The 13,818-nt window shown below is 65.6% G+C and carries 13 protein-coding genes and 1 tRNA gene; 9 read left to right on the forward strand and 5 right to left on the reverse strand.

Annotated features, from left to right (window positions below):
* Positions 1-7: 7 nt before the first annotated feature.
* Positions 8-394: a M67 family metallopeptidase gene (locus GRI62_RS01955; protein WP_131451756.1), complete on the reverse strand. Its 387-nt coding sequence runs from the start codon at positions 392-394 to the stop codon at positions 8-10.
* Positions 395-410: 16 nt separating this feature from the next.
* Here GRI62_RS01955 and GRI62_RS01960 point away from each other — a divergent pair, with 16 nt between their 5' ends.
* The 7 genes from GRI62_RS01960 to GRI62_RS01990 all read left to right on the forward strand — a co-directional run bounded on the left by GRI62_RS01960 (position 411) and on the right by GRI62_RS01990 (position 5,863).
* Positions 411-1,376: an RluA family pseudouridine synthase gene (locus GRI62_RS01960; RefSeq protein WP_131451757.1), complete on the forward strand. Its 966-nt coding sequence runs from the start codon at positions 411-413 to the stop codon at positions 1,374-1,376.
* Positions 1,377-1,523: 147 nt separating this feature from the next.
* A complete protein-coding gene (rpoH, locus tag GRI62_RS01965; RefSeq protein ID WP_131451758.1) occupies positions 1,524-2,402 on the forward strand; it encodes an RNA polymerase sigma factor RpoH in 879 nt (292 codons plus the stop codon).
* Between the two features lie 115 nt (positions 2,403-2,517).
* A complete protein-coding gene (locus GRI62_RS01970) occupies positions 2,518-3,114 on the forward strand; it encodes a hypothetical protein (protein ID WP_131451759.1) in 597 nt (198 codons plus the stop codon).
* Positions 3,114-3,782, forward strand: coding sequence for a monofunctional biosynthetic peptidoglycan transglycosylase (gene mtgA / locus GRI62_RS01975; protein ID WP_131451760.1), 669 nt, complete (start codon positions 3,114-3,116; stop codon positions 3,780-3,782). The genes GRI62_RS01970 and mtgA overlap by 1 nt, the downstream gene beginning before the upstream one ends.
* Positions 3,783-3,845: 63 nt before the next feature.
* Positions 3,846-4,799, forward strand: a complete 954-nt coding sequence (locus tag GRI62_RS01980; RefSeq protein ID WP_131451761.1) for a cation diffusion facilitator family transporter — start codon at positions 3,846-3,848, stop codon at positions 4,797-4,799.
* Positions 4,800-4,869: 70 nt separating this feature from the next.
* Positions 4,870-5,160: a hypothetical protein gene (locus tag GRI62_RS01985; protein WP_131451762.1), complete on the forward strand. Its 291-nt coding sequence runs from the start codon at positions 4,870-4,872 to the stop codon at positions 5,158-5,160.
* An 82-nt stretch (positions 5,161-5,242) separates the two neighbouring features.
* Entirely contained in the window at positions 5,243-5,863 is a 621-nt protein-coding gene (locus GRI62_RS01990) for a hypothetical protein (RefSeq protein ID WP_131451763.1), read from the forward strand.
* Here GRI62_RS01990 and clpX read toward each other — a convergent pair.
* Entirely contained in the window at positions 5,860-7,134 is a 1,275-nt protein-coding gene (gene clpX / locus GRI62_RS01995) for an ATP-dependent Clp protease ATP-binding subunit ClpX (RefSeq protein ID WP_131451764.1), read from the reverse strand. The two genes, GRI62_RS01990 and clpX, sit on opposite strands and share 4 nt — an antisense overlap.
* A 181-nt stretch (positions 7,135-7,315) precedes the next feature.
* On the reverse strand, positions 7,316-8,023 hold the full coding sequence (locus tag GRI62_RS02000) for an ATP-dependent Clp protease proteolytic subunit (protein ID WP_131451765.1): 708 nt from the start codon (positions 8,021-8,023) through the stop codon (positions 7,316-7,318).
* Between the two features lie 153 nt (positions 8,024-8,176).
* Between GRI62_RS02000 and GRI62_RS02005 the strand changes: the two genes are divergently transcribed.
* Positions 8,177-9,724 carry an amidase gene (locus GRI62_RS02005; protein ID WP_131451766.1) on the forward strand — a complete coding sequence of 516 codons (1,548 nt, stop codon included), beginning with the start codon at positions 8,177-8,179 and terminating at the stop codon, positions 9,722-9,724.
* 58 nt (positions 9,725-9,782) lie between these two features.
* On the forward strand, positions 9,783-11,921 hold the full coding sequence (locus GRI62_RS02010; RefSeq protein WP_131451767.1) for a TonB-dependent receptor plug domain-containing protein: 2,139 nt from the start codon (positions 9,783-9,785) through the stop codon (positions 11,919-11,921).
* Positions 11,922-11,990: 69 nt separating this feature from the next.
* On the opposite strand, the gene tig is transcribed toward GRI62_RS02010, so the two are convergent.
* Positions 11,991-13,595 (reverse strand): trigger factor, encoded by a 1,605-nt coding sequence (gene tig / locus GRI62_RS02015; RefSeq protein WP_131451768.1) that lies wholly within the window; start codon positions 13,593-13,595, stop codon positions 11,991-11,993.
* 64 nt (positions 13,596-13,659) lie between these two features.
* Positions 13,660-13,744, reverse strand: a tRNA-Leu gene (locus GRI62_RS02020).
* Positions 13,745-13,818 lie beyond the last annotated feature (74 nt).

Here is a 13,818-nt window from a genome sequence, read left to right on the forward strand (position 1 = left end):
AGCTCCCTCAATCGCCAAGGGAAAGCGGTACGAAACCAGTCGGCGTATCGCGCCACCATGTGATCGCGTCAGGCCCGATGATGGCCCACGCCATGCCATCGCCCGCCGCCATTGCGCGATCCGTGGCAGAGGGCGCGGCGGGGCCACGGGGATGCGAATGATAATAGCCGACAATCGCGGGCCCGCCTGCGCGAGCGCGGCGATGCGCCTCTATCAGCGTGCGTGGGTCGATCTCGAAATGCGTTTCGGGGGAGGGGTGGACGTTGTCGGCGGGAAGGGCCCCGCTGATTTCGCCCGCATGGCCGAGAAGTATGCCGCAGCATTCGTGGGGCGCTGCCTGTTCCGCCGTGATGGCCAGGCTGTCGATCACCGTGCTTGAGACTTTCAGGGCCATGCCGCATGGCCCTAGCATGGGCCAGCCCGAAACACGCACCGGAATCCTCGAACAGGCGGGCCGCCTGGACAAGGCGCTGGCCGATCAGACGGGCCTGTCGCGGGAGCGCATCAAGGCACTGATCGCGCAAGGCGAGGTGGAGGTGGACGGCGCGCCGGCCGTCAGCCCTTCGGCCAAGGCCAAGGCGGGTGCGCGCTTCAGCCTGCGCATACCGCCCCCGACCGATCCCCAGGCCTACCCGCAGGACATCCCGATCGTGGTGGTGTTCGAGGACGAGCACCTGATCGTGGTGGACAAGCCCGCCGGCATGGTCGTCCACCCGGCGGCGGGCAATCCCGACGGCACGCTGGTAAACGCGCTGCTGCACCATTGCGGCAAGGACGGGAAGGGTTCGCTGAGCGGCATCGGCGGGGTGGCCCGGCCCGGCATCGTGCACCGGATAGACAAGGATACCTCGGGCCTGCTGGTCGTCGCCAAGAGCGATGCAGCGCACGAGGGGCTGGCGCGCCAGTTTGCCGACCATTCGCTGGAGCGCGCCTATTTTGCCGTGTGCAGCGGTCATCCGCGCCTGCTTGCGGGCACCGTGGACGAGCGGCTGGGGCGTTCCGACGCGGACCGAAAGAAAATGGCGGTGCTGCCCAAGGATTCCTCGCGCGGGAAACGGGCCGTTACCCATTACAAGGTCCTCGACCGGCTGGATCATGCCGCCCTGGTCGAATGCCGGCTTGAAACCGGCAGGACTCACCAGGTGCGGGTTCACCTTGCATCCATCGGACATCCGCTATTGGGAGACCCTGTTTATGGACGCGCGCCATCAGCCCTGAAACCGCTCCTGAAACAGCTCGGGTTCGAGCGTCAGGCGCTGCACGCAGCGGTGCTGGGCTTCGTTCATCCTGTCACCCGCCACGCCCTGTCGTTTTCCAGCGACATACCCTCGGACATGGCGGAACTTATCGACGAACTGGGTCATTCAAATCGATGAATTGCACCCTACATCGCACGCGCATCGTGTATGAGGGTTATGCACATGCAAACGTGGCCGCAAGGGCCGGGTGCCCGGCAGGGGCCCGACAGCAGCGGTCGACGATCAGAAAGGTTTGGGACCACTGTGAGTAAGACACGATCCACCATGCCAGCGCTGAGCGGAGAGCAGAGCCTCAACCGCTATCTGGCCGAAATCAAGAAATTCCCCGTCCTCACCGCCGAGCAGGAATACATGCTTGCCAAGCGGTACGAGGAGCACGAGGATCCCGATGCTGCCGCGCAACTGGTGCAGAGCCACCTGCGCCTGGTGGCCAAGATCGCCATGGGCTATCGCGGCTACGGCCTGCCGGTCAGCGACCTTATTTCCGAAGGCAACGTGGGCTTGATGCAGGGCGTCAAGAAGTTCGAGGCCGATCGCGGCTTCCGCCTTGCGACCTATGCCATGTGGTGGATCAAGGCGAGCATCCAGGAATTCATCCTGCGATCGTGGTCCCTCGTCAAGATGGGCACCACCGCCGCCCAGAAGAAGCTCTTCTTCAACCTGCGCCGGATGAAGAAGCAGCTCGAAGCCTACGAGGATTCGGACCTCCATCCCGACGACGTGACAAAGATCGCTACCGATCTCGGCGTGCCCGAGCAGGAAGTAATCAACATGAATCGCCGCATGATGATGGGCGGCGACGGCTCGCTCAACGTCTCCATGCGCAATGGCGAGGAAGGTAGCGGCGAGTGGCAGGACTGGTTGCAGGATGATCGCCCGTTGCAGGACGAGACCGTGGCCAACGCCGAGGAAGCCACCGTCCGCCGCGAAATGCTGATCGAGGCGATGGATGCGCTGAACGACCGCGAAAAGCACATCCTGACCGAGCGTCGCCTGACGGAGAACCCGCAGACGCTGGAAGAACTCAGCCAGGTTTACGACGTCAGCCGCGAACGCATCCGCCAGATCGAGGTGCGCGCGTTCGAGAAGCTGCAAAAGGCAATGCAGCGGATCGCTGGCGAACGGCTGCTGCCGGCGATGTAGGGCGGTAAGCGGCAGACAACGGGTAAAAGGCAATAGGGGTCGGACGGGAACGTCCGGCCTCTTCTCGTTTCTGGCCGAATGTGGCAGGGCTAACAATCGACCGATTGGAAACTTTATGCTTCGTGCCGTCATTTCAGGGACAGTTGCTGTGCTGATGACGCCAAGCATGGCGGTCGGCCAGCAAACCGTATCGGAGCCCCCGGATCCTTATATCCATGCCGCTGCCAACATGGCGTTTCCAGCCGCTATCGATGGTTTCGTACGCTCGCGGGTAATCGAATATGACGACGAGGGGGTGGACGCGAGCGTCGAATACGGATTGCCTGCGCTCGGTTCGCCAATCTGGATGACCGTTTACATCTACCCAGCGTCATATGCCCCCTGCGAACAGGATTTCGCGGACGCTGACGCAGCCATCAGCCAAAACGAAGGGATAACTGGGAGCCGTAATATAGCACCGATCACGCCATCTGCCTTTGCCGGTGTCGAGCAGTATTCCGCGAGCTATTCGATCGAACCGGGTGCCTTGAACGCCAATCACCCGCGAATGGAAACCCGGCTGTGGATCGCGTGCCCATCAGGCAGCGAAATGCATATCAAGATCAGAGCAACCTATGAGTTCGGGTCTGCCGGCCAAGCGCGGCCCATTCCGCAACGCTTGCTCGATACCCTGGACTGGTCGGTATTCGCAATCGAGCGCCCTGATCCGTGATGCTCCGCATTCTCCGGTTCATCGCGAAGTTCGTGCTCGGCTTCGTGCTGCTCAGCCTGGTGCTGGTCATCGTGCTGCGTTTCGTGCCGGTGACCTACACGGCCACCATGCTGATGGACGAGCGCAGCGTGACGCGCGACTGGGAGCCGCTGTCCCGCATCGACCGCAACATGGTCAGCGCGGTGATCGCGGCGGAGGATGGCAAGTTCTGCTCGCACAACGGCTTCGACCGTGAGGCGATCGAGGAGGCGCTGGAGGAGCGGGCGGCGGGCACGCGCCAGCGCGGCGCCAGCACCATCAGCCAGCAGACGGCCAAGAACGTGTTCCTGTGGCAGGGGGGCGGCTGGTTTCGCAAGGGGCTGGAGGCCTATTTCACCTTTCTGATCGAGAACCTGTGGGACAAGCGGCGGATCATGGAGGTCTATCTCAACGTCGCGGAAACGGGGCTGGGCACCTACGGCGTGGAGGCGGGATCGCAGCGGTATTTCGGGCATTCCGCAGCGCGGCTGAGCCAGGACGAGGCGAGCCGCATTGCCGCCGTGCTGCCCAGTCCGAAAACGCGCGAGGCCGTCAACCCCGGTGGCTTCACCCGGCGATACGGCAACACGATCGAGGCGCGCATTTCTCAGGTGCGGCGTGACCGGCTGGACGAGTGCGTCTACAGTTGATGCAATCGTCCTGTAAGGGCGGTTGCGCCAGGGCGGGATGATCGCCAGCAAGCAGGGGCATTCTTGGGACATTCACACGCACACGGCAGGCATGACCACGGCGCACACGCACCGGGCGGCCACGGCCCTGGCCACGGCCATGCCCATGCGCCGGCGGACTTCGGCCGCGCCTTTGCCGTCGGCATCGTGCTCAATACCGCGTTCGTGGTGGTGGAGGCGGTGTTCGGGCTGCTGTCGGGCTCCATGGCGCTGGTGGCCGATGCCGGGCACAACCTGTCCGATGTCCTCGGCCTGCTGATCGCCTGGGGCGCCAGCATTGCCGCCAGGAGGCCGCCGAGTTCGCGGTTCACCTACGGCCTCAAGAGCTCCACCATCCTGGCCGCCTTTGCCAATGCGGTCCTGCTGCTGGTCGCGATCGGCGCCATCTTGATCGAGACCGTGCGTCGTTTCGTCTATCCGGTCGAACCTCAGGGCGAGGTGATGATCTGGGTGGCGGGGGTGGGCATCCTCATCAACACCGCCACCGCGCTGATGTTCATGCGCGGACGCAAGCACGATCTCAACATCCGTGGGGCCTTCCTGCACATGGCAGCGGACGCGCTGGTGAGCGTGGGCGTGGTCATCGCCGGGATCGCCATCCTGCTGACCGGCGAGGTGCTGATCGACCCGTTCGTCAGCCTCACCATCGTTGCGGTCATCGCCTGGGGCACCTGGGGCCTGCTGAAGGACAGCGTGAAGATGAGCCTGCTCGCCGTGCCGGACAGCGTGGACGAGGGCGAAGTGCGCGGTTTCCTCGCCGCGCTGCCGGGGGTCGCCGCCGTGCACGACCTGCACATCTGGCCCATGTCCACCACCGAGACCGCCCTGACCGCGCACCTCGTCATGCCCGGCGGCCATCCAGGCGACGCCTTCCTGCGCGATGCGGCCGAGGAACTGGCGCATCATCACGCCATCGGGCATATCACCATCCAGGTCGAAACCGGCGGCGAGGGCTGCGAGGGCCGAACCTGCGCGTAGGCGACCCGTTCATCTGAAAGACAGCTAACGCGGACCAGTTCGATGCAGGGAAACTTCAAGGGGACAGCATATGCGCCGATCGCTTCCGATTCTCGCCTTGGCAACCTCGGCGCTCGGCGGTTGTGCTGCGGTCGATGGCCCGGTCTCCGACAGGCCCGATCTGCTCTCTCCCCCGCGTCAGGCGGAAGTGCTTTCGGAAACGCTGCTTCGCGAGGGATTGAGAAAAGACGGTTGCCTGGCACCTGGCAACGGGCGCGATCGCAGCGACCGCTGCGAGTCCCTGCGCGACTTCCTCGCTCCGCCGCCTCTGCCCGAACCGATCGAGGTGTCACCGCCGCCCGCCAGCGACGACGACGACTGAGGCAAAAACCGCTGACGATGGCGGACGCTTGCGGTCTTGAGCGAAGGCGGACGTCCGCGACCCGGCCCAAGGCCCTGCACCGATGACCGCGTGGTATCGCAACGTCGACTGGTCCGACGCCATCGCCGCCGATTTCGAGCGCAGGCTGGCACGTTCTCGGCATCAAAAGGCCCAGAACCTCTCGATCCAGGGATCGCACCTCATCGCACGCCATCCGGCAATCGCGCATAGGTTGCTGGCGCGTGCCGTTGCCATGGAGGATGCGCACGAAACGCCGCGGGCCTGCGCTGGCCTGGCTCTGGCCTCGCTAGCGCTGGGCGACGTGGACGGCGCTCTGACGGCCTATGAAACGGCGCTGGAATGGCAGATGCGAAATCGCGGGACAGTGGCCGTGCATCCGGCCGATTACGCTTTCCTGATCGGTCTGTTTGAACGCTCGGACCGTCTGGCAGCGGCGCTACCGATTATCGACACCCTGCCGGACGAGGCGATGTTCGGACCCGATGCGCAGGTGCTTTGCGCAAAGGCACTGGTCGGCGCCATGGCCGGGCGCACGGACCATGCGCGTGGGTATGCCGAACAAGCGTTGCCGCTGATGGAGGACATGCCCGATGTCGCCGCGCTCGGCATCTCTACGGGCACGCTGCGCGCCCGGCTGGAAACCCTGGCCGGGGCCTCACGCCCCGGCCATAGGCGTGGCTAGGCCGCCTCGTCCTTCTTGGCCTTTTCGTCGTCGTTCGAAACGACGCGCACGGGTTCCTTGCGGCCCTCCACCACGTCGCCGTCGACAACGACCTCGCTGACATCGTCCATGCTCGGCAGGTCGAACATGGTGTCGAGCAGGATGGCCTCCACGATTGATCGCAGGCCACGGGCGCCGGTCTTGCGCTTGATGGCCTTCTTGGCGATGGCGATCAGGGCATCGTCGGTAAAGGTGAGGTCGACGTCCTCCAGCTCGAACAGCTTGGCATATTGCTTCACCAGCGCGTTCTTCGGTTCCTTCAGGATGGTCACCAGCGCTTCCTCGTCGAGGTCGTGCAGGGTGGCGATCACCGGCAGGCGGCCGACGAATTCGGGGATCAGGCCGAACTTGAGCAGATCCTCCGGCTCGCACTTTTCCAGCATCTGGCCGATGCGCGCCTTGCTCGGTTCGTCCACGTTCGCGCCGAAGCCGATCGAGCGCTTCTGCAAACGGTCGCCGATGATCTTTTCCAGACCGGCAAAGGCGCCGCCCACGATGAACAGGATGTTCGTAGTATCGACCTGCAGGAATTCCTGCTGCGGATGCTTGCGCCCGCCCTGCGGCGGCACGGAGGCGGTGGTGCCTTCCATCAGCTTCAGCAGCGCCTGTTGCACGCCTTCACCGCTGACGTCGCGGGTGATGGAGGGGTTTTCCGCCTTGCGCGTGATCTTGTCGATCTCGTCGATGTAGACGATGCCCTGCTGTGCCTTTTCGACGTTGTAGTCGCTTGCCTGCAGCAGCTTGAGGATGATGTTCTCCACGTCCTCGCCCACGTAACCGGCCTCGGTCAGCGTGGTGGCATCGGCCATGGTGAAGGGCACGTCGAACGTGCGCGCCAGCGTCTGCGCCAGCAGCGTCTTGCCGCTGCCGGTGGGGCCGACGAGAAGGATGTTCGACTTTGCCAGCTCCACCTCGGCGCCCTTGCCGGCGTGGGCCAGGCGCTTGTAGTGGTTGTGCACGGCGACCGAGAGCACGCGCTTGGCGCGGTCCTGCCCAATCACGTAATCGTTCAGCGTGCCGCAGATGTCCCGCGGGGTGGGGATGCCGCCATCCTTGCGCGCGGCAAGGCCGCTCTTGGCCTCTTCCCGGATGATATCGTTGCACAGTTCGACGCATTCATCGCAGATGAACACGGTCGGCCCGGCGATGAGCTTGCGCACCTCATGCTGGGACTTGCCGCAGAAGCTGCAGTACAGGGTGCTCTTGCTGTCCGATCCGCTCAACTTCGTCATAATCCTTCGTCCAGAAACCCGCAGCGCCGAAGGGCACCTTGGCACGGGAATCGACCTCCCACTCTAGGGAGGCGCGTTACAATATCAATCTGGCGGATAATTAACATCCACGCCTTGCCCCAGCCTGAAGAGGCAGGGTTGCCAAAATGCTACAACTCCGCCGGTCGCAACGAGGATCGGGTTACTCCGAATCCTTCGTCGGCGCGCCGCCGCTGCCCATGTGCGAACTGCTGCCATCGCTCGCCTCGTCGCCCTTGGGGCGGTGGGCGAAGACGGCGTCGACGATGCCGAACGCCTTGGCTTCCTCGGCCTCTAGGAACGTGTCGCGGTCCATCGCCTTCTCGATATCGCTCAGGCTCTGGCCGGTATAGCGCACGTAAAGATCGTTCATCCGCGCGCGGATTCGCAGGATTTCCTTGGCCTGGATCTCGATGTCGGATGCCATGCCGCGCGCACCGCCCGAGGGCTGGTGAACCATGATGCGGGCATTCGGCAGCGCCACGCGCATCCCCGGCTCGCCCGCGGCGAGCAGGAAGCTGCCCATGCTGGCAGCCTGGCCGACGCACACGGTGCGCACCTTGGGCTTGATGTAGGCCATCGTATCGTGGATCGCCATGCCGGCCGTCACCACGCCGCCGGGCGAGTTGATATACATGCTGATGTCGTTGGAGTTCTCGCTTTCGAGGAACAGCAACTGGGCAACGATCAGGCTGGCCATGTTGTCTTCCACCTGCCCGGTGACGAACACGATGCGTTCGCGCAGCAGGCGGCTGAAGATGTCGAAGCTGCGCTCGCCCCGGCTGGTCGATTCGACCACCACGGGCACCAGGGCGCCGGTAATCGGGTCGTGGGTAAAACGGTCCTTGTTGTCGCCGAACAGGTCGAGCATGCGAAAAGTGTCCTCTCGTCTCGCGGGTAGGGCGCCTATGTCGCCTCGTCGGCGCGCAAGTTCAAGGGGGCCGACGATTCCTTAGCCGGGAAAAGGCGCCGGGCTGCGCGCACGCGCTTGCCAGCACGGTGGCGGGGCCGCACAAGGCCTGGCATGGGACGTCATACTGCTGCCGCGCTTGCCGCGCTCCTCGCCCTTTCCCTGCCTTCGCTGGCGACCGCGCAGACCGTGGCGATACCTCCGGCGGGAGAGCGCGCAAGTCCGCCGCCCTTCGATCCGGTCGCCGAGGCGCGGACCTACCTTGCGCGGATCGAGGCGATTGACGATGCCGGGCCGCAGCTGAACGCCGTGATCGTCCACAATCCCGGCGCGGCCGAAGAGGCGAGTATCGTGAACGGCGCCAGCCTGCTGGCCGGGCGCACGGTGCTGGTGAAGGACAACATCGAGACGCGCGAGTGGCCGACCACTGCCGGCTCGCTGGCATTGGCGGACAACATGACCGGGCGTGACGCGCCGCTCATCGCGCGGCTTCGGCAGAACGGCGGCGTGGTGCTGGGTAAGACCAATCTTTCCGAATGGGCGAATTTCCGCAGCAGCGATTCCGTCAGCGGCTGGAGCGCGGTGGGCGGGCTGACGCGCAACCCGCACGGCACGGATCGCAACGCCTGCGGATCGTCCTCGGGCAGCGGCGCGGCGGTGGCCGCGGGCCTTTCCTGGGCAGCAATCGGGACGGAGACCGACGGATCGATCACCTGTCCCGCCAGCGTCAACGGCGTGGTCGGGTTCAAGCCCAGCACGGGCCTCGTCAGTGGCGAGCTGATCGTGCCCATCAGCGCCAGCCAGGACACCGCCGGACCCATGGCGCGGAGCGTGGCCGATGCGGCGCTGCTGCTGTCTGCCATCGCCGGGCCGGATTACGGAGACCTGGAACGTGCCGGGGGGGAGGGCGACCGCGCCTTTGACTTTACCGCCGGGCTCGATACCGCCTCGCTTGCCGGTGTGCGCATCGGCGTGCTGCGCGACCGCTTTGGCGGGTTCGAGCCGCTCGGCCAGATTTACGAACAGGCGCTCGATGACATGCGGCGCGCCGGCGCGGTGCTGGTCGACGTCACCTACGCGGATCAGCCCGCCATGGGGCGCGACGAATTCACCGTGCTGCTGTACGAGTTTCGCGAAGGCGTCGATGCTTACCTCGCCGCATCGCCCGCCGCCATTCCGGTGCGTTCCTTGCAGGACCTGGTGGATTTCAACGCCGTCCACGCCCTGAGCGAGATGCGCTGGTTCGGTCAGGACCTGTTCGCCGCCGCACTAGCGACCACGGATCGCCCCGCCTACGAGGCCGCGCGCGCCAACAGTTTGCGCCTCGCAGGCCCGGAAGGCATCGACCGGATGCTGGCCGAGAACGACGTCGCCTTCCTGATTGCGCCCACGCGCGGTCCCGCCTGGGTCAGCGACCTCGTCAACGGAGACAACTATCGCGGCGGCATCGGCATCGGCAACCTTGCCGCCATCGCCGGATACCCGCACCTGACCGTGCCGATGGGCGCGGTGGAAGGGCTGCCCGTCGGCTTGTCCTTCATCGGCGCCAAATGGAGCGACCATCGCATTCTGCAGGCCGGTGCGGCCTACGAGCGTGCGCGCATGGTGCCGCTGCCCGAACCCCGGCTGGCGCCGTGGGAACCTGCCGCGCCGACGCGCTAGAGGTTGCCGGAAAAGGCGCCATGCCCTAGCGCCATCGGCTGCCGCTACGCACCGAAGGATGCCCTTGATTCTGCTCGACAAACCGGTCGCCTCATTGGCGCTTGCCCTGGCCTTGTGTGCAGCAGGGGCCCCGCTGCGGGCGCAGGACATGCCCAGCGGCGATGCGCCACCTCCGCAAGGGGCCGACGTGCCGCCAGCGCCTGGTGTGGGCCCGGAAACCGCAGCTGCGGAGCGCGAGGTTTACACCCCGGCCGACTTCGCCCGCTACGCGCCGCGCACGGCATTTGACATGATCGCCCGAATCCCCGGCTTTTCGATCAATGGCGGCGGCGGGGGCGGACGCGGGCTGGGCCAGGCGAGCGGCAACCTGCTCATCAACGGGGAGCGGGTGGCCAGCAAGTCCAACAGCACTGCCGACCAGCTTTCCCGCATCCCCGCAGGCAACGTCGTCCGGATCGAGGTCGTGGACGGTGCCACGCTCGATATTCCGGGGCTGTCGGGCCGGATCGCCAACATCGTGGTGGAGACGAGCGGTGTTTCGGGCCAGTACGAGTGGCGCCCCGGCCTATCCCTCGCGCGCGGGCGGCTGACGCCGTTCGATGGTGAGGCCTCCGTCACCGGGGCGCTGGCCGGCGTCGGCTATACGCTGGCCCTGCGCAATGGTGCCTTTGCCCGCGGACAGGGCGGACCGGCGATCCTCACCGATGCCCTGGGCGTGGTGGATGCGCGCGAGAACGTGCTCCTCGACCGGTTCGACCGGCCGACCGCCAGCGGCACATTCGCCTTTACGCCCGCGCCCGGCGTGTCGGCCAACGTCAACCTGTCGGGCGGCATCGAACGCTACCGATCGCGCGAGAGCGAGCGGCGCGTGGCGGGTAATCCCCTGCCGTTCCTCGACGAACGAATCGCCGCGGTCAGCGACGAATGGTTTTACGAAATCGGCGGCGACGTGACCTTTCCGCTGGGGGGCGGCCAGCTGAAGCTGATCGCGCTCGAAGCCTTCGATCACAAGGATCGCACCGATACCTCGCTGGTCGAGGTCGGCGCCTTGCCCGACGCACGCGGCTCGCGGTTCCGCCGCGTGGCCGACATCGGAGAGCGCATCGGGCGCGGCGAATACACCTTTGGCCTGTGGGGCGCGGACTGGCAGGTCGCGGGCGAGGCAGCGTTCAACCGTCTCGACCAGAAAGGCGACCTGTTCGTCTACGATGCGCCCCGCGGCGATTACCTCGCCGTGCCCTTTCCGCAAGGGCGCGGCGGCGTGCGCGAGGACCGATACGAAGGTTCGGTAAGTTCCGGCTTCACTCTGGCACCTTCCATCTCGATCCAGGCCATCGCCGGGGCCGAGTATGCGACCCTATCGCAAACCGGCAGCGATGCCCTGTCGCGCACCTTCGTGCGGCCCAAGGGCAGCCTTCGCGCGGCCTGGGCGGCGATGGCGGGGCTCGACCTCTCGCTGGAGATCGCCCGGCGGGTCGGCCAGCTCGACTTCGGCGATTTCCTGGCCAGCGTCAGCCTGGAAAGCGACCGGGAAAACCTTGGCAACAATCGGCTGCGCCCGCAGCAGAGCTGGGAGACCAGACTGGAGGCCGTGCGCGATTTGGGCGCCCTGGGCACGGGAACGCTGACGCTGTTCGACCAGCGGATCGAGGACCTGGTGCTGATCGTGCCGGTGGCGAGCGGCGGCGCGGCGCAAGGCAACATCCCCAAGGCGCGGCGATACGGCGCGGCGCTGCGCGGCACCTTGCAGATGGAACCGCTGGGCTGGCAGGGCGCGCGGATCGATGGCCGGGTGGCATGGGAAAACTCGCGGGTCGAGGACCCGGTGACGGGTCTGCCGCGCCGCTTCGACGGGCTCGATCCGTTCAGCATCGAACTGAACCTGCGCCATGATGTCCCCGATACCGATTGGGCCTGGGGTGGCAGTTTCCGCGACCGTTCGCGCGCGCCCTATTTCCGCGTCACCGAGACCTTTTTCAGCTACGGCGAAACCACCGAACTCAGCCTGTTCGCCGAGCACAAGGACGTGCTGGGCGCAACCGTCCGGCTGGGCGTGAGCAACCTGGCCGACGAGCCCAATGTGTTGCTGCGCACGGTATCCGCCGGGCGCAGGGGCGATGCGCCGCTGCTTTTCACCGAGGAACGCCGCCGCAGCAGCGGCCCAAGGGTGCAACTGCGCGTGGCCGGCAGCTTCTGACCCCACAAACGAAAAGGCCCGCCCGGCGGTGATGCCGGGCGGGCCTTTCGGTGTTCGTACAAAAGCGGCCTACTTCTTGGCAGGGGCTTTCTTGGCGGCAGGCTTCTTGGCCGCAGCCTTCTTCGGCGCAGCGGGCTTCTCAGCCGCATCGGCATCCGTCTCGGCGTCGGTCTTCTTGTCCGCAGCTTTCTTGGCCGGAGCCTTCTTTGCGGAAACCTTCTTGTCGGCAGCGGGCTTCTCGGTGTCCGCCGTCTTGTCGCCCGCAGCGTCGTCGTCGGTCTTGGCCGACGTCTTGGTGGCGGCCTTCTTCTTGGGCGCAGCCTTCTTGGCGGGCGCCGGCGCGGTTTCCTCGGCCTCGATCGCGGCTTCGAGTTCCTCGCGCGTAACCTCGCGCTCGGTCACCTCGGCCTTGTCGAACAGGAAGTCGACGACCTTGTCCTCGTACAGCGGGGCACGAAGCTGGGCCTGAGCCATCGGCTCGGACCGCACGTATTCGATGAACCGCTCACGGTCCTCGGGGCGATACTGCTGTGCTGCCTGCTGCAGCAGCATCTGCATTTCCTGCTGCGACACCTCGACGCCGTTGGTCTGGCCGATCTCGGACAGCAGCAGGCCAAGACGCACGCGGCGTTCGGCGATGCGCTTGTAATCGTCGCGCTCGGCTTCCAGCTCTTCCATCGCCTTGGCCGGATCGTCTTCCTTGGCGACTTCCTGCGACAGCTGGTTCCAGATCTGCTCGAACTCGGCCTCCACCATGGTCGGCGGCACGGCGAAATCATGGTCGGCGGCCAGCTTGTCCAGCAGCTGACGCTTCATCTGCGTGCGAGTGAGGCCGGCGCTCTCCTGCTCGATCTGGCCGCGCAGCAGTTCCTTCAGCTTGTCGAGGCCTTCGAGGCCCAGCGACTTGGCGAAATCGTCATCGACCGTGGTCTCGCCCGCGATCTTCACCTGCTGGACGTGGACGTCGAACTGCGCTTCCTTGCCCTTCAGGTTTTCGGCCGGATAGTCGGCGGGGAAGGTCACCGTGATGGTCTTGTCCTCGCCGGTCTTCATGCCGACGAGCTGTTCCTCGAAGCCGGGAATGAACTGGTTGGAGCCGATCACCAGCGGCGCATCGGTAGCCTTGCCGCCTTCGAATTCCACACCGTCCACGCTGCCGGTGAAGTCGATGATCAGCTGGTCGCCGTCGGCCGCCTTCTTGCTCTTGGGCGCGTCCTTGTAGCTCTTCTGGCCTTCCGCAATGCGGCCGAGCGCCTCGTCGAGCTGCGCATCGTCCACCGGCACGTTGAGCTTTTCCAGCTTCAGGCCATCGATCGAAGGCGCCTCGATCTCGGGCAGCACTTCGACCTCGACCTTGAGCTCGGCATCCTTGCCCTGCTCGTACCCTTCGGTCATCTCGACGCGCGGTTGCAGGGCGGGGCGCAGCTTCTTGTCGCGCAGCAGGTCGTTCACCGATTCGCGCACCGCGGTGTTCAGCACGTCGGCGTGCAACGCCTCGCCATGCATCTTGCGCACGAGGTTGGCGGGCACCTTGCCGGGGCGGAAGCCGGGCATGCGCACCTGCGGGGCGACCTTCTTCACCTCGGCATCGATCTTGGCGTCGATGTCCTTGGCAGGGATGGTCAGCGTATAGGCGCGCTTCAGGCCTTCATTGGTGGTTTCGACGATCTGCATGGTCTGCCTTCATTCAAATACGTTTGCGCGCTCGCCCGGGGTCGCTCGGCATTGGGGCGGAAACTGGTGCGGGCGAAGGGACTCGAACCCCCACATCTTGCGATACTGGTACCTAAAACCAGCGCGTCTACCAATTCCGCCACGCCCGCGGCCCGACGAGTGGAGCAGGCGGAAGGTCCGCCTGCGCACGAAGCGCCGCCCTTAATGGCGGTTACGCGAAAGG

This window comes from Aurantiacibacter arachoides, from assembly GCF_009827335.1.
Taxonomy (GTDB): Bacteria; Pseudomonadota; Alphaproteobacteria; order Sphingomonadales; family Sphingomonadaceae; genus Alteraurantiacibacter; species Alteraurantiacibacter arachoides.

Coding starts and splice junctions, on each gene's coding strand:
- GRI62_RS02005 (WP_131451766.1), top strand. CDS start 8,177: ATGGGACGTCATACTGCTGCCGCGCTTGCCGCGCTCCTCGCCCTTTCC.
- GRI62_RS01990 (WP_131451763.1), top strand. CDS start 5,243: ATGACCGCGTGGTATCGCAACGTCGACTGGTCCGACGCCATCGCCGCC.
- GRI62_RS02000 (WP_131451765.1), bottom strand. CDS start 8,023: ATGCTCGACCTGTTCGGCGACAACAAGGACCGTTTTACCCACGACCCG.
- GRI62_RS01985 (WP_131451762.1), top strand. CDS start 4,870: ATGCGCCGATCGCTTCCGATTCTCGCCTTGGCAACCTCGGCGCTCGGC.
- GRI62_RS01960 (WP_131451757.1), top strand. CDS start 411: ATGGGCCAGCCCGAAACACGCACCGGAATCCTCGAACAGGCGGGCCGC.
- GRI62_RS01970 (WP_131451759.1), top strand. CDS start 2,518: ATGCTTCGTGCCGTCATTTCAGGGACAGTTGCTGTGCTGATGACGCCA.
- GRI62_RS01955 (WP_131451756.1), bottom strand. CDS start 394: ATGGCCCTGAAAGTCTCAAGCACGGTGATCGACAGCCTGGCCATCACG.
- rpoH (WP_131451758.1), top strand. CDS start 1,524: ATGCCAGCGCTGAGCGGAGAGCAGAGCCTCAACCGCTATCTGGCCGAA.
- mtgA (WP_131451760.1), top strand. CDS start 3,114: ATGCTCCGCATTCTCCGGTTCATCGCGAAGTTCGTGCTCGGCTTCGTG.
- GRI62_RS02010 (WP_131451767.1), top strand. CDS start 9,783: ATGCCCTTGATTCTGCTCGACAAACCGGTCGCCTCATTGGCGCTTGCC.
- tig (WP_131451768.1), bottom strand. CDS start 13,595: ATGCAGATCGTCGAAACCACCAATGAAGGCCTGAAGCGCGCCTATACG.
- clpX (WP_131451764.1), bottom strand. CDS start 7,134: ATGACGAAGTTGAGCGGATCGGACAGCAAGAGCACCCTGTACTGCAGC.